General features: G+C 73.1%; 20 protein-coding genes and 1 pseudogene. 14 read left to right on the top strand and 7 right to left on the bottom strand.

From position 1 onward, the window contains the following. The 4 genes and pseudogenes from ACZ6EG_RS21095 to ACZ6EG_RS21110 all read right to left on the bottom strand — a co-directional run. Positions 1–332, bottom strand: a pseudogene (locus tag ACZ6EG_RS21095) (FMN-binding protein); the annotation flags it as partial. 27 nt (positions 333–359) lie between these two features. Continuing rightward, a complete protein-coding gene (locus tag ACZ6EG_RS21100; RefSeq protein WP_469606516.1) occupies positions 360–1,742 on the bottom strand; it encodes a ferredoxin reductase family protein in 1,383 nt (460 codons plus the stop codon). A gap of 91 nt (positions 1,743–1,833) precedes the next feature. Continuing rightward, on the bottom strand, positions 1,834–2,550 hold the full coding sequence (locus tag ACZ6EG_RS21105) for a L,D-transpeptidase family protein (RefSeq protein WP_469606519.1): 717 nt from the start codon (positions 2,548–2,550) through the stop codon (positions 1,834–1,836). A gap of 3 nt (positions 2,551–2,553) precedes the next feature. Further along, positions 2,554–3,141, bottom strand: coding sequence for a pyridoxamine 5'-phosphate oxidase family protein (locus ACZ6EG_RS21110; RefSeq protein ID WP_469606522.1), 588 nt, complete (start codon positions 3,139–3,141; stop codon positions 2,554–2,556). Between the two features lie 119 nt (positions 3,142–3,260). On the opposite strand from ACZ6EG_RS21110, the gene argH reads away from it, so the two are divergent. From argH to ACZ6EG_RS21130, 4 genes are all read left to right on the top strand, one after another. Beyond that, positions 3,261–4,688: an argininosuccinate lyase gene (gene argH, locus ACZ6EG_RS21115; protein ID WP_391970280.1), complete on the top strand. Its 1,428-nt coding sequence runs from the start codon at positions 3,261–3,263 to the stop codon at positions 4,686–4,688. Between the two features lie 74 nt (positions 4,689–4,762). After that, complete coding sequence (locus ACZ6EG_RS21120; RefSeq protein WP_391970281.1) at positions 4,763–5,734, top strand: aldo/keto reductase; 972 nt, start codon at positions 4,763–4,765, stop codon at positions 5,732–5,734. Positions 5,735–5,817: 83 nt separating this feature from the next. Continuing rightward, the gene (locus tag ACZ6EG_RS21125) at positions 5,818–6,363 is read left to right on the top strand and encodes a TetR/AcrR family transcriptional regulator (protein ID WP_356605815.1); all 546 of its coding nucleotides are present in this window, start codon (positions 5,818–5,820) and stop codon (positions 6,361–6,363) included. A gap of 2 nt (positions 6,364–6,365) precedes the next feature. After that, the gene (locus tag ACZ6EG_RS21130; RefSeq protein ID WP_469606527.1) at positions 6,366–7,898 is read left to right on the top strand and encodes an MFS transporter; all 1,533 of its coding nucleotides are present in this window, start codon (positions 6,366–6,368) and stop codon (positions 7,896–7,898) included. A 396-nt stretch (positions 7,899–8,294) separates the two neighbouring features. On the opposite strand, the gene ACZ6EG_RS21135 is transcribed toward ACZ6EG_RS21130, so the two are convergent. Further along, positions 8,295–8,966, bottom strand: a complete 672-nt coding sequence (locus tag ACZ6EG_RS21135) for a lysophospholipid acyltransferase family protein (RefSeq protein WP_356605811.1) — start codon at positions 8,964–8,966, stop codon at positions 8,295–8,297. 582 nt (positions 8,967–9,548) lie between these two features. On the opposite strand from ACZ6EG_RS21135, the gene ACZ6EG_RS21140 reads away from it, so the two are divergent. From ACZ6EG_RS21140 to ACZ6EG_RS21150, 3 genes are all read left to right on the top strand, one after another. After that, positions 9,549–10,727 (top strand): glycerophosphodiester phosphodiesterase, encoded by a 1,179-nt coding sequence (locus ACZ6EG_RS21140; RefSeq protein WP_391970283.1) that lies wholly within the window; start codon positions 9,549–9,551, stop codon positions 10,725–10,727. A 68-nt stretch (positions 10,728–10,795) separates the two neighbouring features. Continuing rightward, positions 10,796–11,290: a sigma-70 family RNA polymerase sigma factor gene (locus ACZ6EG_RS21145; RefSeq protein ID WP_391970284.1), complete on the top strand. Its 495-nt coding sequence runs from the start codon at positions 10,796–10,798 to the stop codon at positions 11,288–11,290. Between the two features lie 57 nt (positions 11,291–11,347). Continuing rightward, positions 11,348–11,842 (top strand): GNAT family N-acetyltransferase, encoded by a 495-nt coding sequence (locus ACZ6EG_RS21150; RefSeq protein WP_391970285.1) that lies wholly within the window; start codon positions 11,348–11,350, stop codon positions 11,840–11,842. Between the two features lie 27 nt (positions 11,843–11,869). Here the strand turns inward: ACZ6EG_RS21150 and ACZ6EG_RS21155 are convergent, their stop codons facing one another. Together ACZ6EG_RS21155 and ACZ6EG_RS21160 are read right to left on the bottom strand one after the other, a co-directional pair. Continuing rightward, complete coding sequence (locus tag ACZ6EG_RS21155) at positions 11,870–12,283, bottom strand: hypothetical protein (protein ID WP_391970286.1); 414 nt, start codon at positions 12,281–12,283, stop codon at positions 11,870–11,872. A gap of 1 nt (position 12,284) precedes the next feature. Continuing rightward, entirely contained in the window at positions 12,285–12,644 is a 360-nt protein-coding gene (locus ACZ6EG_RS21160; protein ID WP_053128149.1) for a hypothetical protein, read from the bottom strand. Between the two features lie 113 nt (positions 12,645–12,757). On the opposite strand from ACZ6EG_RS21160, the gene ACZ6EG_RS21165 reads away from it, so the two are divergent. The 7 genes from ACZ6EG_RS21165 (at position 12,758) to cobT (ending at position 23,012) form a co-directional block, all read left to right on the top strand. After that, complete coding sequence (locus ACZ6EG_RS21165; protein ID WP_391970287.1) at positions 12,758–13,408, top strand: HAD family hydrolase; 651 nt, start codon at positions 12,758–12,760, stop codon at positions 13,406–13,408. 419 nt (positions 13,409–13,827) lie between these two features. Then, positions 13,828–14,895, top strand: a complete 1,068-nt coding sequence (locus ACZ6EG_RS21170) for a methionine ABC transporter ATP-binding protein (protein ID WP_391970288.1) — start codon at positions 13,828–13,830, stop codon at positions 14,893–14,895. Next, complete coding sequence (locus ACZ6EG_RS21175) at positions 14,892–15,629, top strand: methionine ABC transporter permease (protein ID WP_391970289.1); 738 nt, start codon at positions 14,892–14,894, stop codon at positions 15,627–15,629. The genes ACZ6EG_RS21170 and ACZ6EG_RS21175 overlap by 4 nt, the downstream gene beginning before the upstream one ends. Positions 15,630–15,707: 78 nt before the next feature. Continuing rightward, positions 15,708–16,535 (top strand): MetQ/NlpA family ABC transporter substrate-binding protein, encoded by an 828-nt coding sequence (locus ACZ6EG_RS21180; RefSeq protein WP_391970290.1) that lies wholly within the window; start codon positions 15,708–15,710, stop codon positions 16,533–16,535. 127 nt (positions 16,536–16,662) lie between these two features. Further along, positions 16,663–17,301 carry a GNAT family N-acetyltransferase gene (locus ACZ6EG_RS21185; protein WP_356605791.1) on the top strand — a complete coding sequence of 213 codons (639 nt, stop codon included), beginning with the start codon at positions 16,663–16,665 and terminating at the stop codon, positions 17,299–17,301. A gap of 118 nt (positions 17,302–17,419) precedes the next feature. After that, positions 17,420–18,646: a precorrin-6y C5,15-methyltransferase (decarboxylating) subunit CbiE gene (gene cbiE, locus ACZ6EG_RS21190; RefSeq protein ID WP_391970291.1), complete on the top strand. Its 1,227-nt coding sequence runs from the start codon at positions 17,420–17,422 to the stop codon at positions 18,644–18,646. A gap of 385 nt (positions 18,647–19,031) precedes the next feature. After that, positions 19,032–23,012, top strand: a complete 3,981-nt coding sequence (cobT, locus tag ACZ6EG_RS21195; protein WP_469606539.1) for a nicotinate-nucleotide--dimethylbenzimidazole phosphoribosyltransferase — start codon at positions 19,032–19,034, stop codon at positions 23,010–23,012. The last annotated feature ends 20 nt before the right edge of the window (positions 23,013–23,032 follow it).

Raw genomic sequence — 23,032 nt, forward strand, 5'->3', positions numbered from 1 at the left:
TGGTTGAGCTGGGGTACGGCGTCGGCGGTGACCTGGTCGCTGCGACCGCCTCTGGGTGCCTGGAGGGCCTCCGCCGCGGTGACGCGCCCGCCGCTGACCGTGACCCGGACCTGCACGGGCCCGTACTCGGTACGGACCGCGTCACCCGTGACCGTGCCGGACCCGGCGCCCCGGCCGCCCTGCGGGGACTGCGCGGCCGCCGGCGGGGCACCGCCCGCCGCCGAGGCGGCGCCCGGGTCGGACGCCGGTTTCAGCGACAGCAGCAGCACGATCCCGGACACCGTCGCGGCGCCGGCGAGCACGGCGCGCCGGACGGGGTGGCTCTTCCTCATCTGTCCTGGACTCCTGACGTCCGTCGCTCACATCTCGAACGACTCGTGGTGGATACGGCGGGCGGGGACACCCGCGCCGCGCAGTGCCTCGTACACCGACTGGGCGAAGCCGGGCGGCCCGCACAGGAAGACGTCGTGGCGTTCGACGTCCGGGATCTTGCGGCTGAGGGTCTCCGCGGAGATGTCCGGACGCTCCCCGTCCGGGCTGTTGACCGCGTACATCAGCCGGGCCCCGCGCTCGTCGGCGATTCCGGCCAGCTCGTCCCACAGCGCCAGGTCCTGGGTGCTGTTGGCCCGGTACAGCAGGGTGATGTCCCCGGACGCGCCGGGCAGCGTCTCGAACAGCGCCCGCATCGGCGTGATCCCCACCCCGCCCGCCACCAGCAGCACCTTGCCGCGGCTGCGGCGCTGGGCGGTCAGGGCGCCGTACGGGCCCTCCGCCCACACCCGGGTCCCGGGCTCCAGTTCCCGCAGCCGGGCGCTGTGGTCGCCGATCGCCTTCACCGTGATCCGCAGCATGTCCGGGCGCGGCGCCGCCGACAGCGAGTACGGGTGCGAGCTGAACCGCATCCCCGGCGCCCGGAACCGCCAGCGGAAGAACTGCCCGGCCTCCGCGCCCATCCGGTGCAGGCGGCGCCCGCCGATCAGCACCGACACGATGCCGGGCGTCTCCTCGATGACCGCCTCGACCCGCATCCGGTGCCGCAGGTTGAGCCGCAGCGGGGTCAGGAAGCGGTACCAGAGCACGAGCGCGGTCACCGACCCGTACAGCGCGTACCAGACGGTCTTCGCGACCGGCTCGACGGCGAAGTCGTTGCCGGTGGTCAGCTGGTGCCAGAAGACCAGGAACACGGCCACGTAGGTGAGCAGATGCATGTGGTACCAGGCCTCGTACGGGATGCGGCGGCGCACGGAGCCCACGGACGACAGTCCGACGAGCACCAGCAGGCCGGTGCCGATGGCGGCCTTGCCCAGGTCCGGGAGCTGGGTCACGGAGTCCACCGTCTGCTGGACGATGCCGCCGAGGCCCCTGCCGGACTGGACGGCGTACCCCCACATGATCAGGAAGACGTGGGCGAGGACCAGGCAGAGCGTGTAGCGGCCGGTCATGGCGTGCCAGCGGGCGACCCGGTCGGACCCCACCCGCCGCTCCAGGGCCGGTACGCGGGCCATCTGGAGCACCACCAGTGCCATCAGGTACCCGGCGAGCAGTCCGGTGATCCGGCCGGCGTTCATGATCCGGCCGGCGTCGTCGGAGATGGCGGGCGTGTTGCGCCACCACAGCCACAACACGCCCGCCGCGCCCGCCCACACGGCGAGCAGCAGGGGGACGGCGGGGGAGCGGCGCGGACGGATGCGCCGCATCGTCTGACGGCGTGCGGCACGGCCGCCGGCGAGCGTGGTGGTCACGGTGGGTTCCTCCGGGGGACGTGGCCCTTGGCCCACTGATACGCGCCGCGCCGGCCGAGCGTTCACGCCGTCGCGGTACTCCTGCCGCCGTTCAGTAGCGCGTGATCGCCGTCGCCCCGCCCGAGGTCCCGATCGCGATGTGCGGCGCGGCCGCCGGGTCGGCCCACCGCAGGATCCGCCGCATCGCCTCCGCGGGCACCGACACGCAGCCGGCGGTCGCCCCCTCCCCGTTCACGTGCAGGAAGATGCCCGCACCGCGTCCGCGTACCGGGCGCTCGTAGTTGAAGCCGATGACCAGGGCGTGCGCGTACTGCGCCCGGTAGGTGATCAGGTGCTCGGCCTCGGTGGCGCGGCAGTCGGCGGGGCGCGGCTGGGTCCAGCGGTTGTAGGCGCGCGCGTCGTTGTCCTGGCACCACCAGGACTCCGCGCGCACCGCCCGGTACCGGTACGCCGTCCCGCGCGGCGCCGCCCGGATGCCGAAGGCGTACGGCAGGTCGTACAGCCCGGTCGGGGTGGTGTTCGTGCCCTGTGCGCGCGTCGCCCCGTCGGTCAGCCCGTTGGCCCCGAAGCGGGCGGGAGCGGACCCGGCCCTCACCCATCGGCCGCCCCCGGCGCCCCTGCGGTCCCACCAGGTGACCCGGCCCGTGGTCGAGCCGGGGCCCGGCGCGACCGCGGTGATCAGCTGGGTGCCGCCGCCGGTGTCCGCCATCCGGGCCGGGAGCGGCCGGGACCCGGCCCCGCCGGCGGGCGCGGCACCGAGGACGAGGAGCGAGGCGGACAGGAGGGCGGTGACGACACCGGGGCGCATGGCTCAGACGGTAGACGGGGGCAGCGGCAACGGCAGCCCGGGAAGGCCGTCCAGGCTGGTCGCCACGTGCTCCTTCTTGGTGAAGTACTCGCTGAGTGAGGCGTCGTCCTCCCGGGCGAACCGCTTGCCGTGCAGGTCGCGGTCCGACTCGTAGGCCATGAAGGGGACGGCGTACCCGCAGGTGTCGCGGACGAGTTCGGCGGTCACGACGATGACGGCGCGCAGCCCGTGCGCGGAGGTGTCGATGTCCGGGAAGTGGCCGAGGAGCTCCGGGAAGCGGGGGTCGTCGCGGAACACCGGCTCGCCGCGGCCGTGCACCCGGACGATGTTCGGCGGGCCCTGGAAGGCGCACCACATCAGGGTGATCCGCCCGTTCTCGCGCAGGTGGGCGATGGTCTCGGCGTTGGAACCGGCGAAGTCGAGGTAGGCCACGGTGAGTTCGTCGAGCACCGCGAAACTGCCGGTGAGGCCCTTGGGGGAGAGATTGACCGTGCCGTCGCCCGACAGGGGGGCGGTGGCGGTGAAGAAGACGGGCTGCGCCTCGATGAAGGAGCGGAGCCTGCCGTCTATGCGTGCGTAAGTCTTTCCCATGTCTAACGATTATCCGGACGAGGGCCCGTCCCGTCCCGCCCGCCGGTGAGATTGACGAAACATGCAGACCTCTGCATACTCATGCATGGCAAGCGTTCGTACGGTGAGGAGCGACACAGGTGAGCAGCAACAGCGGTGACGTACGGCTCTGGGGCGGGCGTTTCGCCGACGGTCCCGCCGAGGCCCTGGCCAAGCTGTCCGCGTCCGTCCACTTCGACTGGCGGCTCGCGCCCTACGACATCGCCGGCTCGCGTGCCCACGCGCGCGTGCTGCACAAGGCGGGCCTGCTCACCGAGGACGAGCTGAGCCGGATGATCGAGGGACTGGACCGGCTGGAGGCGGACGTCGCCGACGGTTCCTTCGTCGGCACCATCGCCGACGAGGACGTGCACACCGCCCTGGAGCGCGGCCTGCTGGAGCGCCTCGGCCCCGACCTCGGGGGCAAGCTCCGCGCCGGCCGCTCGCGCAACGACCAGGTGGCGACCCTCTTCCGCATGTACCTGCGCGACCACGCCCGGACCGTGGGCGGTCTGATCGCCGACCTCCAGGACGCGCTGGTCGGCCTCGCCGAGGCCCATCCGGACGTGGCGATGCCCGGCCGCACCCACCTCCAGCACGCCCAGCCGGTGCTCTTCGCCCACCACGTCCTCGCCCATGTCCAGGCCCTCGGCCGGGACGCGGAGCGGTTGCGGCAGTGGGACGAGCGCACGGCCGTCTCGCCGTACGGCTCCGGGGCGCTCGCGGGCAGCAGCCTCGGCCTGGACCCGGAGGCGGTCGCCGAGGACCTCGGCTTCGAGCGCGGCAGCGCCGGCAACTCCATCGACGGCACGGCCTCCCGCGACTTCGTCGCGGAGTTCGCCTTCATCACCGCGATGATCGGTGTCAACGTCTCCCGGATCGCCGAGGAGATCATCATCTGGAACACGAAGGAGTTCTCCTTCGTGACCCTGCACGACGCCTTCTCCACCGGTTCGTCGATCATGCCGCAGAAGAAGAACCCGGACATCGCCGAGCTGGCCCGGGGCAAGTCGGGCCGCCTCATCGGCAACCTGACCGGCCTGATGGCCACCCTCAAGGCCCTCCCGCTCGCCTACAACCGCGACCTCCAGGAGGACAAGGAGCCGGTCTTCGACTCCATCGACCAGCTGGAGATCCTGCTCCCCGCCTTCACCGGCATGATGGCCACCCTCACCGTGCACCGCGAGCGGATGGAGGAGCTGGCCCCGGCGGGCTTCTCGCTCGCCACGGACATCGCCGAGTGGCTGGTCCGCCAGGGCGTGCCCTTCCGGGTCGCGCACGAGGTGGCCGGCGAGTGCGTGAAGGCCGCCGAGGCCGAGGGCAAGGAGCTGGACGAGCTGACCGACGAGCAGTTCGCGAAGATCTCCGCCCACCTCACCCCCGAGGTGCGCACCGTCCTCGACGTCCCCGGCGCCCTCGCCTCCCGCAACGGCCGCGGCGGAACCGCGCCCGGCGCGGTCGCCGTCCAGCTCGCCGAGGTGAAGGCGGACGTGGCGGCGCAGCACGAGTGGGCGAACGCGAAGCGGTAGTCGCCCGTGTGACCGGAGGGCATCGCGGTTACGTTGGTCATCAGCTGCCGGCAGTCGACCGAACGGAGCCCGCGATGCCCTTCGCCCGCCTCGCCACCGCGACGACCCCCACCTTCCACATCGGGCTGGGCCTCGCCGCCGTCGGCCGCCCCGGCTACATCACCCTCGGACGCGACCGGGACCTGCCGCCCGACCGCAGCGTCGAGGCGATGCGCGAGCGGACCCACGACCTCCTCGACGCGGCCTACGCGCAGGGCGTGCGGTACTTCGACGCGGCCCGCTCCTACGGGCGCTCGGAGGAGTTCCTGGCCGGCTGGCTGCGCGACCGCCCCGACATCGACGACGTGGTCGTCGGCAGCAAGTGGGGCTACACGTACACCGCCGACTGGTCGGCCGAGGCCGAGCGGCACGAGGTCAAGGACCACGGCGTCGCGACGTACGAGCGCCAGTGGGGCGAGACCGACGCCCTGCTCGGCGACCGGCTCGACCTCTACCAGATCCACTCGCTGACCCCCGACAGCCCGGCGCTGACCGACAAGGACCTGCACGCGAAGCTGGCCGAGGCCGCCGCGCGCGGGGTCACCGTGGGCTTCTCCACCAGCGGTCCCGCCCAGGCCGACGCCATCAGGGCCGCGCTCGCCGTGACCGTCGACGGCGAGCCCCTCTTTCGTACCGTGCAGTCGACGTACAACGTGCTGGAGACCTCCGCCGGGCCCGCGCTGGCCGAGGCCCACGAGGCGGGGCTGACCGTGATCGTCAAGGAGGGCATGGCCAACGGCCGCCTCGCGGAGCCCCACGCGCCCGACGCGCTGAAGGCCGTGGCGGAGGAGACCACCCTGGGCTGCGACGCGGTCGCCCTCGCGCTGGTCCTCCGGCAGCCCTGGGCCGGCGTCGTCCTCTCCGGAGCCGCGACCGTCAACCAGCTCGGCTCCAACCTGCACGCCGCCGTGGTCGACCTGGACGACGACCAGGTGGCACGCCTCGGCGCGCTGGTCGAGGCGCCGGAGGCGTACTGGGAGCGGCGCGGACGGCTTCCCTGGCACTGATCCGCGTCGGCGCGTACCCCGAGAGGTGAGTCACGCATGCCCAGTATGAGACAGAGGTGTCTCACTTGGGTTATCGTTGTCTCATGGCCGTTGATCGAGAACAGGTACTGCGCAGCGCCGCGGCCCTGCTGACCCGCAAGTCCACCGCGACCATGGACGAGGTCGCCAGGGCCGCCGGTCTCAGCCGGGCCACGCTGCACCGGCACTTCGCGGGCCGCGACGCCCTCGTCCGCGCGCTGGAGTCGCTCGGCATCGCCGAGTGCGAGGCCGCCCTGGACGCCGCCCGCCTGGACGAGGGTCCGGCGGCCGACGCGGTGCGCCGGCTGGTGCGCGAGATCGAACCGGCCGCCGGCCTGCTGGGCTTCCTCTACACCGAGAACCAGCTGTTCGAGGGCGAGGAGCAGAACGAGGGCTGGGCCCACATCGACGCCCGGATGGCCGCGGTCTTCCGCCGCGGCCAGGAGGACGGCGAGTTCCGCATCGACCTGTCCCCGGCCTGGCTCACCGAGGCCCTCTACGGGCTGCTCGGGGCCGGCGCCTGGGCCGTGGCCGAGGGCCGCGTGGCCCGCAACGACTTCACCCACATGATCGTCGAGCTGCTGCTCGGCGGCGCACTTCGGAGAGAGTGAACATGACCCGCACCCTGCAGTCGGCGCAGACCACCGAGGCGGTGAAGCGCCCCGGCCGCTGGCTCGCGCTGGCCGTCCTCGTCCTGGCCGTACTGCTGGTGGCCGTCGACGCGACCGTCCTCGGTCTCGCGACCCCCTACATCAGCGAGGACCTGGCGCCCTCCAGCACGCAGTTGCTCTGGATAGGTGACGTCTACTCCTTCGTCATCGCCGGCCTGCTCGTCTCCATGGGAAGCCTCGGCGACCGCATCGGACGCAAGCGCATCCTGCTCATCGGCGCCACGGCCTTCGGCGCGGTATCGGTGCTCAACGCCTACGCGTCCACGCCCGAGCTGATGATCGTCGCCCGGGCCCTGCTCGGTGTCGCGGGCGCCACCCTGATGCCCGCCACCCTCGCGCTGATCCGCAACCTCTTCCACGACCCGCGCGAACGCAGCCTCGCCGTCGGCATCTGGGGCGCGGCGGCCTCGGCCGGCGCCGCGGTCGGTCCGGTCGTCGGCGGGTTCCTGCTGGAGCACTTCTGGTGGGGCTCGGTCTTCCTGATCAACCTGCCCGTGATGGCCGTCCTGGTCGTCGTCGGCATCAAGCTGCTGCCCGAGTCCCGCAACCCGAACCCGGGCCCCTGGGACATGGTCAGCGTCGTCCTCTCCCTGGTCGGCATGGTCGGTGTCGTCTACGCCGTGAAGGAGGCCGCCGCGCACGGCTTCGCCGGGGCCACGCTCGCCGCGGGCCTGCTGGGCGCCGCCGCCCTCTACGGCTTCGTCCGCCGCCAGCTGACCATGCCGGTCCCGCTGCTCGACATGCGGCTGTTCCGCAGCCGCGGCTTCAGCGGCGCGGTGCTGGCCGACCTGCTGACCATCCTCGGGCTCTCCGGCGTGGTGTTCTTCCTCTCCCAGTACCTGCAACTGGTCCAGGGCAGGCGGCCGTTCGAGGCGGGGCTGGCCGAACTGCCGGCCGCCGTCGGCGCGGTGGTGGCGGGCCTGCTCGCCGGGCGGGCGGCGCGGCGCTTCTCGGTCCGTGCCGTGGTCTCCGGCGGCCTCGCCGCCGTCGGCCTCGCGCTCGCCGCGCTGACGTTCGTCGGCCAGCACACCGGCTACCCCCTGCTGGGTGCGGCCCTGCTCGTCGTCGGCGTCGGCGCCGGATTCTCGTTCACCGTCACCGCCGACGTGATCCTGTCCAGCGTGCCCAAGGAACAGGCGGGCTCCGCCTCGGCGGTCTCGGAGACGGCGTACGAACTCGGCGCCGCCCTCGGCATCGCGGTGCTCGGCTCGATCGTGACCGGCGTCTACCGCGACTTCTCCGGCCCGGCCGGTACGCCGGAGGCGGCCCACGAGTCGCTGGGCGGCGCGGTGGAGATCGCGTCCGGCCTCCCCGCCCCCTCGGCGGACGTCCTGCTGAACGCCGCCCGCCAGGCCTTCGTCGACGGCCTGACCCTCGCGACGGGCGTGGGCGCGGCCGTCCTCCTGGCCGCCGCGGCGGCCTCCTGGTTCCTGCTGCGGGGCCAGCGCCTGGAGGACGGGGTGGAACACCCCTGACCGACGGCGGGTGAGCAGAGGCGGCGGCCCGGCGGCCGCACGGCGGCAACGGACGACCGCGGGGGAGGGCCCGTCCTGTCCCGCGGCCGTCCGTCGCCCGTACCGCGGGGCCGTCCGGCCGCACCGGGGGGGGAGAGAGCGGCGGCGGGTCCTTCGGGGCGGGGCGCGGTGACCACGGCGCTCGCGCCCGCACCGGCCCGGCGGTGCCCGCGCGGCGGGGGCCGGCGTCGACGTCCCTCCGCCGCCTCACCGGGCCGGGCGCCGCCGGGGGCCGTCCGGGCGCCGTCCGGGCGCCCTGGCGGACCAGGCGTCGCCCCGGTCCGCCCCCGAAGCCGTCGCACACGGAAACGGCGGGCCGCCCACCGAGCGACCCGCCGTTCTCCGCGCCGCGCGTCCCTACGCCGCCTTGGCCTTGCTCGCGTACATGTCCACGTACTCCTGGCCGGACAGCTGCATGACCTCGGTCATCACGGAGTCGGTGACGGCCCGCAGGACGTAGCGGTCGCGGTCCATCCCCTCGTAACGGGAGAACTCCATCGCCTCGCCGAAGCGGACCGTGACCCTGCCCGGCCGGGGCAGGCCCGCGCCGCCCGGCTGGAGCTTGTCGGTGCCGATCATGGCGAACGGCACCACGGGGGCGCCGGTCATCAGCGTGAGGCGCGCGATGCCGGTGCGGCCCCGGTAGAGGCGGCCGTCGGGGGAGCGGGTGCCCTCGGGGTAGATGCCGAAGACCCGCCCCTCGTCCAGCACCCGGCGCCCGGTCATGAGCGCCGCGACACCGCCCCGGCCGCCGTCGCGGTCCACCGGGATCATGCCGACGCCGGTGAAGAACCAGGCCATCAACCGGCCCTTGAAGCCCTTGCCGGTGACGTACTCGTCCTTGCCGATGAAGAAGACCTGTCGGTCGCAGACGAGCGGGAGGATCATCGAGTCGATGAAGGTGAGGTGGTTGCCGGCCAGGATCACCGGACCGTCGCCCGGGATGTTCTCCACGCCCTCCACCCGTGGGCGGAACATCAGGCGCATGATCGGTCCGAGCACTGCCTTGATGAGCGCGAAGCGGGACAACGGGTCCTCCGGTGTCGGGGATGCGGTATGTGTCTGTGCAGGTGAGGACATTACTCGCGGCCGAGGGGGTCGCGCACGTCGGGTCATGCGGGTCTTACACGGTGTTGACGTGCGTTCACCTGCGGTGCGACGGCGTCGGGCGGGCGCGACGCGGCCACGGGAGTGTGAGGCAGGTCGCGTCCGCGGGTGCGGAATCCCGCGCCGGTCCTCGTCTCTCCCACCGCGCTCCGTGTCGTCATGCCGCCGTCACCGTCACCGTCCCGGTCCGCCGGGGGTCCAGGCACGGCCCGGATCGAAACACACGCGACGCGCGGACTGCGCGAGGCGCGCCGCCGGAGCCGGGTCGCCGACCCCTTCTCCGGCCGCGGCTCGTCCGGTGGCGCCCTGACGACCGCGGCCACCGACCGCGTACCCCGCCCCGCCGCCCCGAAGCCGACGAGGCGTCAGACATCTCGTCACGCCGGCACCTCCACGCCCACACGACATCCCCACGCACCCGCGTGTTCCGGCCACGGTCTCCCGTTGGTCATGTACGCGCCCCTACGATCGGCCCGCACTGACGGTCGACGGCAGGAGGGCCCCATGGGAACGCAGGAGTCGGACGAACGGACGGGCGGCACCGGACGCAGGGCGCTCCTCGGAGCGGCGGTGCTCGGGGCGGGCGGAGCCGTACTCGGCCTGTCCGGCACGGCGAGAGCCGCCGACCCCCGGCACGGCGGAGGTCACGGCGGCGTGAAGAGCCTGCCGGTTCCCACCGTCATCGGTCACCGCGGCGCCAGCGGATACCGGCCGGAGCACACCTTCGGCGCCTACGACCTCGCCCTCGACATGGGCGCCGACATCGTCGAGGCCGGAGACCTGGTCCCCACCAAGGACGGTCACCTCGTCTGCCGGCACGAGCCGGAGATCGGCGGCACCACGGACGTCGCCGACCACCCCGAGTTCGCCGACCGCAAGCGCACCAAGCTGCTCGACGGCGTCTCCACCACCGGCTGGTTCACCGAGGACTTCACGCTCGCCGAACTCAAGACGCTGCGCGCGACCGAACGCATCCCCGCCAACCGTCCGCACAACACCCTCTACGACGGCCGTTGGGAGATCCCCACCTTCGAGGAGGTGCTGCGCTGGCAGAACGAGCAGACCCGCAGGCGCGGCAGGCAGGTGTGGATCTACCCCGAGCTGAAGCACCCCACCTACTTCCGAGAGCTGGGCCTCGGCACCGAGGAGCGCCTCGCACGGCTGCTGCGCAAGTACGGCAAGGACGGGAGGAACTCGCCCGTCATCATCCAGTCCTTCGAGCCCACCAGCATCCAGCGGATGAACAGGCTCGTCGGCAACCCCCTCGCCGTCCTGCTGTCCGGGGCGAACAGCCGGCCCTGGGACTTCGTGAAGACCGGCGACCCGCGTACGACGGCCGACCTCGTCACGCCGAAGGGCCTGAAGGAGATCGCCGGCTACGCGCAGGGCATCGGCCCGACCCTCGACCTGATCATCCCGAAGGACTCCGCAGGCCGGCTGACCGAGCCGACCACGCTCGTCCGCGACGCGCACCGGGCGGGCCTGATCCTGCACCCGTACACGATGCGCAACGAGAACCCCTTCCTCCCCGCGGACTTCCGCAAGGGCGGCGACCCCGACGCCTACGGCGACGTCTTCGCCGCTTTCCGGACCTACTTCGCGACCGGCATCGACGGTGTCTTCACCGACCACCCGGACACGGGCGTCCTGGCCCGCGAGGACTTCGTCAACGGGCACGCGTGAACCCCCGGTTGGGGTGAGCTTCGGCCGCCCGGGCAACCCGCCGCCCGGGCGGCCGCGTCGACCTGCATATGACATCCGACCTGGTCGCCGCCCTGCGTCCGCTGCTCACCGCCGAGGCCTCGGCCGAGGCACAGGCGTCCGGGGCCGAAGCCGGCGACCTCGAACAGGCGGTCTGGCTGCGCCTCCTGGAACGCCTTGAGGCCGACGGACCGCCCCCCGACCCCCACCGCTGGCTGCGCAGTGCCGTCCGCAGCGAGGCCCGCCGCACCCGCCGCACCCGCCGCGACGAGCGCCCCTACGCGACCGAACCCGCCGTCGCCGCCGAGCAGGAGCCCGAACAGCTCGCGCTCAGCGCGGCACGCCACCGAGCCCTGCGCGAGGCGGTGCGCCGGCTGCCCGGCCGCTGCCCCCGGCTGCTGGAGGCCCTGTTGTCGCCCAGGGACCTCACCTACCGGGAGATCGCGGGAGAGTTGGGTATCTCACAGGGCAGCCTCGGTCCGGAACGTTCCAGATGTCTTGGATGTCTGCGACGGCTGCTGGCACCGGAGGTTGCGGCCCGCTGAGGACGGGGATAGGAGTGGGGGACCACAACTGATCAGGTGAGCGGGAGGCATGCGCACATGGGCATGAGCGTGACCATCTCGGCGGCGACCGAGCAGGATGCCGAGCAGATCTTCCGGCTGCAGTACCTCTGCTTCCAGGGCGAGGCGGCGCTGCACGGCAACTACCGCATCGACCCGCTCGTCCAGACCCTCGACTCCGTGCGCGAGGAGGTCGGCGCCGACTGCGTCTTCGTCGCGCGGCTCGGTGACGAGGTCGTCGGATCGGTGCGCGGCAGGGTGGCCGAGGACGGGGCCGCGTCCATCGGGACGTTGTGCGTCCACCCCCGGCTGCAGGGGCACGGCATCGGTGCCCGGCTGCTGCGCGCGGCCGAGTCGGCACTCGCCGGGGAGCGGGGCGCCAAGCGCTTCCGCCTGCACACCGGGCGCAGCGAGAGCAACCTGCGGCTGTACCGGCGGGTCGGCTACGAGACGGTCGGGACCGCGCAGGGCGCGGACGGCGTTCCCATGATCATCCTGGAGAAGCCGGCCGGCGCGTACGTGACGACGGCCTGAGGCACCGGCCACCGCCGGGCCCGGTCGCTAGGCGCGGGCCCGGCGCAGCCAGAACAGTGCCGACAGGGGCAGGAGCACCGGGATGAACAGGTACCCCATCCCGAAGTCCGACCACACCGTCGCGTCGGGGAAGGCGGACGGCTCCACCAGCGTCCAGGTGCCGACCGCGAGCACACCCACCAGCTCCGCGGCGCAGCACACCAGCGCCACCCGGCGGGCCGTCTCGCCGCCGCGCACCAGGGTGTAGGTGATGAAGCCGTAGACGACACCCGCGATCGCCGACAGTGTGTAGGGGAGCGGGGCCCGGTCGAACTCGGTCGCGATCTGGTACGCGGACCGCGACACGGCGCCGACCACCATCACCCCGTACAGCCACACCAGCAGGATGCCGGGCCCGCCGATCAGCCGCTTCCCGTCCCGCTGTCGCTCCGTCGCCGCCATGTCAGCCTCCCCAGATGTCGTACAGCCGCACCTGGAGAACGGCGAGGACGACCCCGCCCGCGGCCACCGTCACCGAGCCCCAGCGGGTGCGCTCGGCCAGCGACATGAATCCCGCCGCCGGCACGCACGCGAAGGCGCCCAGCAGATACGCCACGAAGATCGTCGTGCCCTGTTCCGGCTCCTCGCCCCGCGCCAGGAGCACGATCCCGACCACCAGCTGGATCAGCGCCAGCAGGGTGACCACGGCCATGCCGATGAAGTGCCAGTCCTTCGTCGGCTGGTCACGGTAGGCGGCCCAGCCGCACCAGGCGGCGAGCAGCAGCGCGGCGACGCCGGTCACCAGCGTCAGGACGTCAAGCATGGCAGCGACCCTATTACGCCCGAAAAGCCTCGCCGCGCCCGGCCCCGTCCCGGCGCCGGGACGGGGCCGGGCGCGGGGACGGCACCACCCGGCCTCCCCGTAGGGTCGAGGGCATGCACCTCCACGCACAGGCCCTCCTGTTCGACAACGACGGCACCCTCGTCTCCACCCTCGACTCCGTGCGCCGCTGCTGGACGCGGTGGGCCGGTGAGTACGGGATCACGGCGGAGCAGTTCGGGCGGGTCGAGTTGCACGGGCGGCCGGCCGCGGAGATAGCCGCCGACCTGCTCCCCGCCGACGTGGTGCCGCAGGCCGTGGCGCGGATCGAGCAGCTGGAGGTCGAGGACGTGCCGGACGGCGGCGTGCACCTGCTGCCCGGTACGCGGGACTTCCTCGCCGCGCTGCCGGCCGACCGCTGGGCCGTCGTCACCTCGGCCACCCGGCGGCTCGCCGAGGCCCGGCTCGGTGCCGTCGGCATCCTCCCCAAGACGCTGGTCGCCGCCGACGACATCACCCGCGGCAAGCCCGACCCCGAGCCCTATCTGCTCGGCGCCCGCGCCCTCGGCGTGGACCCCGCCGCCTGCGTCGTCTTCGAGGACGCCCCCGCCGGACTGCAGGCCGGCCGCGCCGCCGGCATGACGACCGTGGCGTTGGCCACAACCCACCGCGCCGACGAACTCGACGCCGACCTCGTGGTCCCCGACCTGTCTGCCTTGTCGGTACTGGTCACCGACGGAGGAATCGACATCTCCGTACGGAACTGAACCGCTCCCGGCGCGTCCGCTCACCGTCCACCGCTGTCCAGCATCCGGACAGCGGCGTCCGGTCGGGACCGCACGTCTGCTTTACTGATCGCATGAGCACGACGAGCGACCGCACCCCTGCGACCGAGGCGACGATGACGCCCGGTGCTCGTTGTACGTGTCGAATGTGCGCCTTCTAGAGGGCCCCTGCACCACCTGAGCCTCGCGCCCCGAAGCGAGCGCCCGCTCACGGCCGCCACCGCGTCCCCCGCACCCGGCTGAGCCACGCCCCGCGCACACGTTTCTCCCCGGCTCCACCACCGCGCATCGCCACCGCGAGAACCGTGCCGCGTTCCGATGGACCCCCTGAACTCCGAAGAAACACGCCCCGTGCCGGCACCCACCACCGCGCCGCGCACTCGACAGTGACGGAAACCCACGTGATCACCACATCGGGCCTCACGAAGGTCTACCGCTCCCGCGGCCGCGAGGTCACCGCCCTGGACGGCGTCGACCTGCACGTCCGCGAGGGAGAGGTGTACGGCGTCATCGGCCAGTCCGGCGCCGGCAAGTCCTCGCTCATCCGCTGCGTCAACCTCCTGGAGCGCCCCACCGCCGGCACGGTCACCGTCGCGGGCCAGGACCTCACCGCGCTCGCCGGCCGCGGCCCGCGCGCCGGCCGGGAACTGCGGGAGGCCCGCAGCCGGATCGGCATGGTCTTCCAGCATTTCAATCTGCTCTCCACCCGGACCGTGCAGGACAACGTCGAACTGCCCCTGGAGATCCTCGGCAAATCAGGGCAGGAACGTTCCCGCAAGGCGCTGGAGCTGCTCGACCTCGTCGGTCTCGCCGACAAGGCCAAGGCCTACCCGGCCCAGCTCTCCGGCGGCCAGAAGCAGCGCGTCGGCATCGCCCGCGCCCTGGCCGGCGACCCCAAGGTCCTGCTCTCCGACGAGGCGACCAGCGCCCTCGACCCGGAGACCACCCGCTCCATCCTCCAGCTGCTGCGCGACCTCAACCAGCAGCTCGGTCTGACCGTCCTGCTCATCACCCACGAGATGGACGTCGTCAAGCGCGTCTGCGACTCGGCCGCCCTCATGGACCGGGGCCGGATCGTGGAGTCCGGCACCGTCGGCGACCTGCTCGCCACCCCGGGCTCCGAACTGGCCGCCGCGCTCTTCCCGGTCGGCGGCGAGGCGTCCGCGGACGACCGCACCGTCCTGGACGTCACCTTCCACGGCGAGGCCGCCACCCAGCCCGTCATCTCCCAGCTCTCCCGCACCTACAACATCGACATCTCGATCCTCGGCGCCGCCATCGACACCGTCGGCGGCCTCCAGGTCGGCCGGATGCGCATCGAACTGCCCGGCCGCTACGAGGACAACGTCGTACCCGTCGGCTTCCTGCGCGAACAGGGACTCCAGATCGACGTGGTGAACGCCGACACCCCGAACGGCGACACGGTGAACGAGGACCAGCCGCTGCTGGTGAAGGAAGGTGCCAAGTGACCTGGTCCGAGATGCAGCCCCTGCTGGAGCAGGCCTGTCAGGAGACCCTGGTCATGGTCGGCTGGTCGACCCTGATCGCCGTCGTCGGCGGACTCCCGCTGGGCATCCTGCTGGTGCTGACCGACAAGGGCGGCCTGCTGCAGAACACCGTGGTGAACAAGGTCATCGGCCAGATCGTGAACATCGGCCGCTCGCTGCCGTTCATCATCCTCATGGTCGCCCTGATGAACTTCACCCGCTGGATCACCGGCACGACGATCGGCAGCGAGGCCGCGATCGTGCCGCTCGCCATCGGCGGCATCCCCTTCTTCGCGCGGCTGGTCGAGACGGCCGTCCGCGAGGTCGACGGCGGTCTCGTCGAGGCCGTCCAGGCCATGGGCGGCAACACCTGGACCGTCGTCCGCAAGGTCCTGGTCCCCGAGGCGCTCCCGTCGCTGATCGCGAGCACCACCACCACGATCATCGCCCTCATCGGCTACTCCGCCATGGCCGGCACCGTCGGCGGCGGCGGCCTCGGCGACCTCGCCGTCCGCTACGGCTACCAGCGCTTCGAGACCGGCCTGATGTGGATCACCGTCGCGCTGCTCGCCGTCGTCATCTCGCTCATCCAGTTCGCCGGCGACGCCGCGGCCCGCGCCCTGCACCGCCGCGGCGGACGCGGGGGCGCCGGGCCCCGGCTCCGGCTGCTCCGGGCCAAGGAGCCCGCGGCGGCCGACGTGAGCAAGGCGGCGTGACCCGCCCGCCCCGCCGCACCCCCCAGACCCCCCGTTCCACCCGTGACGGGTCGCACCACCTCAGGAAAGGCACTTTTCGTGCGTAACACTGCCAAGATCACCACCGCTGTCCTCGCCGCCGGAGCCCTCACCCTCGGCCTCTCCGCCTGCGGCTCGGACAAGGACTCCGCCTCCGACACCTCCGGCCCGCTGGTCGTCGCCGCGACGCCCGTACCGCACGCCGAGATCCTCACCTACGTCAAGGACAACCTGGCGGAGAAGGAGGGCCTCGACCTGGAGGTCAAGGAGTTCACCGACTACGTCACGCCGAACACGGCGACGGAGGACGGCTCGGTGGGCGCCAACTACTTCCAGACCGAGCCCTACCTCGAGGACTTCAACAAGAAGAACGGCACCCACCTGAAGTCCCTCGCCTCGGTGCACCTGGAGCCGCTCGGCCTCTACTCCGAGAAGGCCGACAAGGTCGACGACCTGAAGAACGGCGCGACGATCGCCCTTCCCAACGACACCGTCACCGAGGCCCGCGCCCTGCAGCTGCTCGCCTCGGAGGGCCTGGTCACCCTCAAGGACGGCGCGGGCAACTCGGCCACTCCCGCCGACATCACCAAGAACCCGAAGAACCTCAAGTTCAAGGAGCTGGAGGCGGCCCAGACCCCGCGCTCCCTGGGTGACGTCGACGCGGCGGTCATCAACGGCAACTACGCCCTCGAGGCCGACCTCAAGCCCGCGAAGGACGCCCTCGTCCTGGAGTCCGCTGAGGACAACCCGAACGTCAACCTCCTCGTCGTCAAGGAGGGCCAGGAGGACGACCCGCGCGTGAAGAAGCTCGCGAAGCTCCTCACCTCGCCGGAGGTCAAGAAGTTCATCGAGGACCACTACGCCGGGTCCGTGCTCCCGACCTTCTGATCCTCCCGCCGCACACCACGGGGTCCGCTCCACCGGAGCGGACCCCGTGGTGCGGTTGCGTGCTCACATGCTGCATGCTGGGCAGTTCGAGTAGGCCCCGACGGTTCCACAGGTTACGGAGCGGCGCATGACGAGCACCTTCCCCAACATCTCCATCAGCACGGAGCGGTTGGTGCTGCGCCCCCTCGACGAGGACGACGTCCCCGCCCTCGCCGCCATGATGAACGACGAGCAGGTCGCCGCCTGGACCCACGTGCCCCAGCCCTACACCGAGCGCACCGCCCGCACCTGGATCGCCGAGCACGTCCCCGCGGAACGCGCGGCGGGCCGGGGACTCGACCTCGCCGTCACCGAGTTCCTCACCCAGCGCCTGGTGGGCACCGTCCGGTTGACCAACACCGACTGGCACGTACGGTCGACCGAACTGTCGTACATCGTCGCCCCCTGGGCCCGGGGGGAGGGCTACGCCTCGGAGGCGGCGCTTGCCACCACCCAATGGCTCTTCGGTGACCAGAAGTTCGAACGCGTCGAGCTGCGTACCGCCGCCGACAACACCGCCTCCCAGCAGGTCGCCCAGAAGATCGGCTGCATCAGCGAGGGCGTGCTGCGCAACGCCTGCATAGCCCGCGTCCGTACCGACGGGGACGTCTGGACGGACGTACGCACCGATTTCATCGTGTGGAGCCTGCTGCCGGAGGACATCGAGGGCACCGCCGGGCAACTGGCGGACGAGAACGGTTTCACCGGGTTCACGGACTGGAACTGATCCACAGGGCTCCGACAGCCCGGCACGACCCCGTCCCGAGGCCGCACCAGGTACCCTCACGGGGCGCGCCCGCGAACGGCTCCGCGACACGACCTGCGAAACCTGGAGACTGACGACGATGGCCGACCGGGTCACGGTGATCGGCTGGGACGGTTCGCCACTGACCGCCGCGGCACGCTCCGCACTGGGAGCCGCCACACTGGTGGCCGGTGCCTCCCACCACCTGGCACTTCCCGAGGTGCCGCCCGCCGCCGAACGCATCCGCCTCGGCAGCGCCGCCCTCGCCGCCCGCCGCATCGCCGCCCACCGCGGCACGGCGGTCGTCCTCGCCGACGGCGACCCGGGCTTCTTCGGCGTCGTACGCACCCTGCGCGCTCCCGAGTTCGGCCTCGAGGTCGAAGTCGTCCCCGCGGTCTCCTCCGTGGCCACCGCCTTCGCGCGCGCCGGCATGCCCTGGGACGACGCCCATGTGGTCGTCGCCCACCCCCGAACCCTGCGACGCGCGGTGAACGTATGCCGAGCGCACACCAAGGTCGCCGTTCTCACCTCCCCGGGCGCCGGGCCGGCCGAACTCGGCCTGCTGATGGAGGGCATCCACCGCACCTTCGTCATCTGCGAGGAACTCGGCACCACGCGCGAACAGGTCACCGTCGTCACCTCCGAGAAGGCCGCCGACCACACCTGGCGCGACCCGAACGTCGTCATCGTCGTCGGCGGGGCGCTCGGGCCGGGCGCCGCGGCCGACGGCACCGGGTGGATCGCCGGACGCGACCCCGCCGCCGGGCCGCGCGGCTGGTCGCTGCCCGCCGAGGCGTACGGCGGTGAACCGGGAGAGGGCGAGAGCGACCTGCTCCGCACCGCCCAACTCGCCCGGCTCGGACCCCGCCTCGGCGACCTGGTGTGGGACATCGGCTGCGGCGGCGGCGCCTTCGCCACGGATGCCGCCCGCGGGGGCGCCGCCGTCATCGCCGTGGACCGCGACCCGGACGCCTGCGCCCGGACCGAGGCCGCGGCACGGCACTTCGGCGTCCAGCTCCAGACCGTGCACGGCACCGCCCCGCACGTCCTGGAGGACCTCCCCGAGCCGGACGTCGTCCGCGTCGGTGGCGGGGGAGCGGCCGTGGTCTCCGCCGTCGCCGACCGGCGACCACAGCGCATCGTGGCGCACGCCGCGACCCGTGACGCGGCCGAACTCGTGGGCAGGGACCTGAAGGAGCACGGCTACCGGGTCGAGTGCGCCCTGCTGCAGTCCGTCGGGCTCGACACGCAGTCCTGGACGGAGACGGAGCGGAGCGTGGTGTTCCTGCTCAGCGGGGAGATCCAGCGGCGCGAAGCGCCCCGTTGAGCGGTGCCGGGCGGGACCGCCCGGACCGCGCCCCGTGATCGGGTTGTCATACCTCGCGGGGTAGGCTGGCGGATTGTTGTACCGCACTGGGACACCCGGCACTTCGTCGGTCAAAGTCACTGAAAACCCGTCTGTTCCGGGCGGGCTGTGGTACGGCAGAACCGAAGGACGCGCAACGTGGCGCAGTCCACAGCGGGCCGTCGCGGATCAAGCTGTCGTGACGGGGGAACGACCGCGACAATGCCACTCAGTGGCTTTGTCGTCTTTTCCGGCGGGTCGTTCGTGCCGCTGGGCACGCACGCTCGTTCTCCACTGTGGGGCGGTCGGTGCGCCGTCCCGGGCGAGCTGGTCGTAGAAGCACTAACCGATGGGCGAGGGGTTACGCATGACCGACACCGGCCAGATCCCGGGCGAGGGGCTGCCGGAGAACGCAGGCATGGTGGACCAGCCGGGCGTCCCCGCGCCCGGCGCGTACACCTACCTCTCCGAGACCACCGCCGAGGACGAGGACCTCTTGCTGCTGCCGGGAGCGCAGAGCGCCTGGGGCAACGAGGTCGCGCCGCCCGCGCCGGAGCCGGTCGTCGAGGCCGTGCACCAGCCGGGACCGCACGAGATGTCCGGCCGCGACAGCGGCTCGGTCGACCTCAGCGGTGTCCGTCTGCCCGATCCGGCACAGGAGTCCGCGTCCGCCCCGGCCCCGCCGCGCAGGCCCCTGCACCTCGGTCCGCCCATCCCCGACACCTCGGCGAGCCCGGTCCGTTCCCTCGCCGACCGCGGCCCCGCCGACGTCCCGGTGCGGCACGCCGGGCCGCCGACCGCCGGCCCCGAGTACCTCGACGTGCCGCAGGCCGTCGCGATGTCCCCGCAAGGTGCGGCGCCCTGGGCCGCGCAGACGGCCCCGCAGACGCCGGGGACTCCGGCGGACGCCGGGGCGATGCATGCGGAAACGGTTGTTCCGGTACCGGAGCAGGTGCGTGAGCCGGTGGGTGCCGCGCAGGCGCTCGTGACCCGCGTGGCGACGGAGGCCGTGGCGGCGACGGGCGGGGCTCCGGGGGAGCCGGGCACGACGGACGAGTCCGCCGAATCCGCCGAGCTTGCTGCGCCGACCGGGGAGACCGGGCCGGACGGGGAGATCGTCGCCGACGTCCGGGCCGACGCCGTGCCCGTGCCCGTGCCCGTGCCCGTGCCCGGCGACGGTGGCGACGCGGTGGCGGGTGACGAGGTGCCGGACGGCCCGTCGGCCCCGGCCCCCGGTGCCGGTGCTCCGGAGGCGGTCGCCGACGCGGTGGCCGGTGAGGGGCCCGTTCCGACGGGAGCTTCGGTGCCCGCGGCCGACCCGGCCGTCACCGCACCCTCGGGTCCGGAGGCCGAGGCGGTACAGGTCGAGGCGGTACAGGTGGTCGAGCCGGACGCGGCGCCCGTGCCCGATGCCGACGACACCGCCCAGCCCGTTCCGCCGGCTCAGCCCGCCGAGCCCCTCGCGACGGTCCAGGCCGTCGAGCCGACCGTGGCGCATGAGCCGCAGGAAGCCTTCCTCGCCGAGGCCCCCGAGGTGCCCGAGGCCCCCAAGGCCCCCAAGGCCCCCGAGGCGCCGGGCGTCCAGGCATCCGACGTGTCCGACGCGTCCGACGCCCATGAGGACGCCCAGGCGCCCGAGGCGGCCGGTCCCGAGTTCGCGGTGGCCGAACCGTCCCCCGAGGCCCAGCAGCTGCCGGAGGCGCCGACCTCCGCCGAGCAGCCGGACCCCGTACAGGAGCCGTCCGCGCAGCCCGAACCGCCTTCGCTGCCCGAGCAGACCGCACAGCCCGAGCCGTCCCGGCCGGACGTCCAGCCCACGGCGACGCACCCGGAACCGGACGCGCAGGCCGTGCCGCCCGCTGTCGCCCCGCAGTCGGACGTCCTCCCCGGCGCCGTGGCCGCGCCGGCCACCGAGGCCGTCACCGAGGCCGCGCCGGAGACGGGGACCGCGCCGGACGTCCTGGCCGCCGCCCCGGCTGCCGAACCCGTTGCCCCCGCCGCCGAGCCCGCCGCCCCGGTCGCGCCGGTCCTCCAGCCCGACCCGGTCGACCCGCAGCCGGCTCAGGGCCCCCGGTCCCTGCCGGAAGCCGACCCGACGTGGGAATCGGACGCGCCCCGCCCCCTGCCCGAAGCCGCGGAGACGGACGGCGCATCGCCGGTGGCCGCGGTACCGGAGCCTCACCCTGAGCAGCCCGCGGACGCGCCCGGCGGCTACGCGGAGCAGCCCGCAGACATGCCCGGCGAACACGCGGTGCAGCCCGGACACCCGGTGCAGCCCGAAGGCGCGTATCCCGACCGGTCGCTGACCGGGTTCGTGCCCGTCGCCGGCGGCCAGGTGCCCACGACCCCGCAGCTCGCGCCGACGCCGCCCGAGGGCCTCGTCCTCCCGGCGGAGCCCCGGGCGACCGCCTCGGCGACCCCGGTCCCCGCTCCGCGCGAGGCCGACCCCGACGTCGCCCAGAACGCCGACGACCTCGACACCCGCGCCGCCGACCAGGAAGACGACGCGGCCCGCACGGAACCGGCCGCGCAGCCGCGCCCGGACGTCCCCGCAGACCAGGAAGACCCGCACCACGTGAGCACGGCCGCAACGGCGGAAGCACGACAGTCCACCGGCCCGGCGGCCCCCGCCTACGCCGACGCCGAACGTGAGGCCGTCCTGAAGGTCATGCGGGAACGCCGCGACATCCGCAACGGCTTCCGTGGCGACCCCATCCCGCACGAGGTGCTGCTGCGCGTCCTGGAGGCCGCCCACACCGCGCCCTCCGTCGGCCACTCGCAGCCCTGGGACTTCGTCGTCATCCGCTCCGCCGACACCCGGCGTGCCATGCACGAACTGGCGACGCGTCAGCGCGAGGCCTACGCCAAGTCCCTCCCCAAGGGCCGGGCCAAGCAGTTCAAGGAACTGAAGATCGAGGCCATCCTCGACACCCCGGTCAACATCGTCGTCACCGCCGACCCGACGCGCGGCGGCCGCCACACCCTGGGCCGGCACACCCAGCCGCAGATGGCCCCGTACTCCTCCGCCCTCGCGGTCGAGAACCTCTGGCTCGCCGCCCGCGCCGAGGGCCTCGGCGTCGGCTGGGTCAGCTTCTTCGACGAGCGCGAGATGGTCCGCGCCCTCGGCCTGCCCGAACACCTGGACGTCGTCGCCTACCTGTGCGTGGGCTACGTCGACGAGTTCCCGGACGAGCCCGAGCTGATGCAGGCCGGCTGGTCCAAGCGCCGCCCGCTCTCCTGGGTGGTCCACGAGGAGACGTACGGCCGTCGGGCCCTGCCCGGCGAGGCGCCGCACGACCTGCTCGCCGAGACCGTCGCGCAGATCCGCCCGCTGGACGCCAAGGCGCTCGGCGAGGCCTGGGAACGGCAGAAGCGGATGACCAAGCCGGCCGGCGCGCTCGGCATGCTGGAGATCATCTCCGCCCAGCTCTGCGGCCTGTCCCGGCAGTGCCCGCCGCCGATCCCGGAGCCCGCGGCCGTCGCGGTCTTCGCCGGCGACCACGGGGTGCACGCCCAGGGCGTCACCCCCTGGCCGCAGGAGGTCACCGCCCAGATGGTGGCCAACTTCCTCGGTGGGGGAGCGGTCTGCAACGCCTTCGCCACCCAGGTCGGCGCCGAGGTGTGCGTCGTGGACGTCGGTGTCGCCACCGACCTGCCCGCCACCCCCGGTCTGCTGCCCCGCAAGGTCCGCGCGGGCACCTCCGACATGACGACCGGCCCCGCGATGACCCGCGAGGAGGCCAAGCAGGCCATCGAGGTCGGCATCGAGACCGCCCGCGACCTGGTGGCGGCCGGCAACAAGGCCCTGCTCACCGGTGAGATGGGCATCGCGAACACCACCGCGTCCGCCGCGCTGATCTCCGTCTTCACCGGCGCGGACCCGGCCGAGGTCACCGGTCGCGGCACCGGCATCAACGACGAGACGCTGGCCCGCAAGACCGAGGTCGTCCGCCGCGCGCTGGAACTCCACCAGCCGGACCCGGCCGACCCCATCGGCGTGCTCGCCGCGGTCGGCGGCTTCGAGCACGCCGCCATGGTCGGTCTGCTGCTCGGCGGCGCCTCCCTGCGCACCCCCGTGCTGCTGGACGGCGTCAGCGCCGGCGCCGCCGCCCTGGTGGCCCGCGCCATCGCCCCCGAGGTCCTCGCGGCCTGCATCGCGGGCCACCGCAGCGCCGAGCCCGGCCATGTCGCCGCCCTCAACAAGCTGGGCCTGCGCCCCCTGGTCGACCTCGACCTCCGCCTCGGCGAGGGCACCGGCGCGCTGCTGGCCCTGCCGATGGTGCAGAGCACCGCACGGGCGATGCACGAGGTGGCGACGTTCGACTCGGCGGGCGTCACCGAGAAGTAGCCGCGACGGGACAGGGGCGG

The organism is Streptomyces sp. NPDC041968, assembly GCF_055589025.1.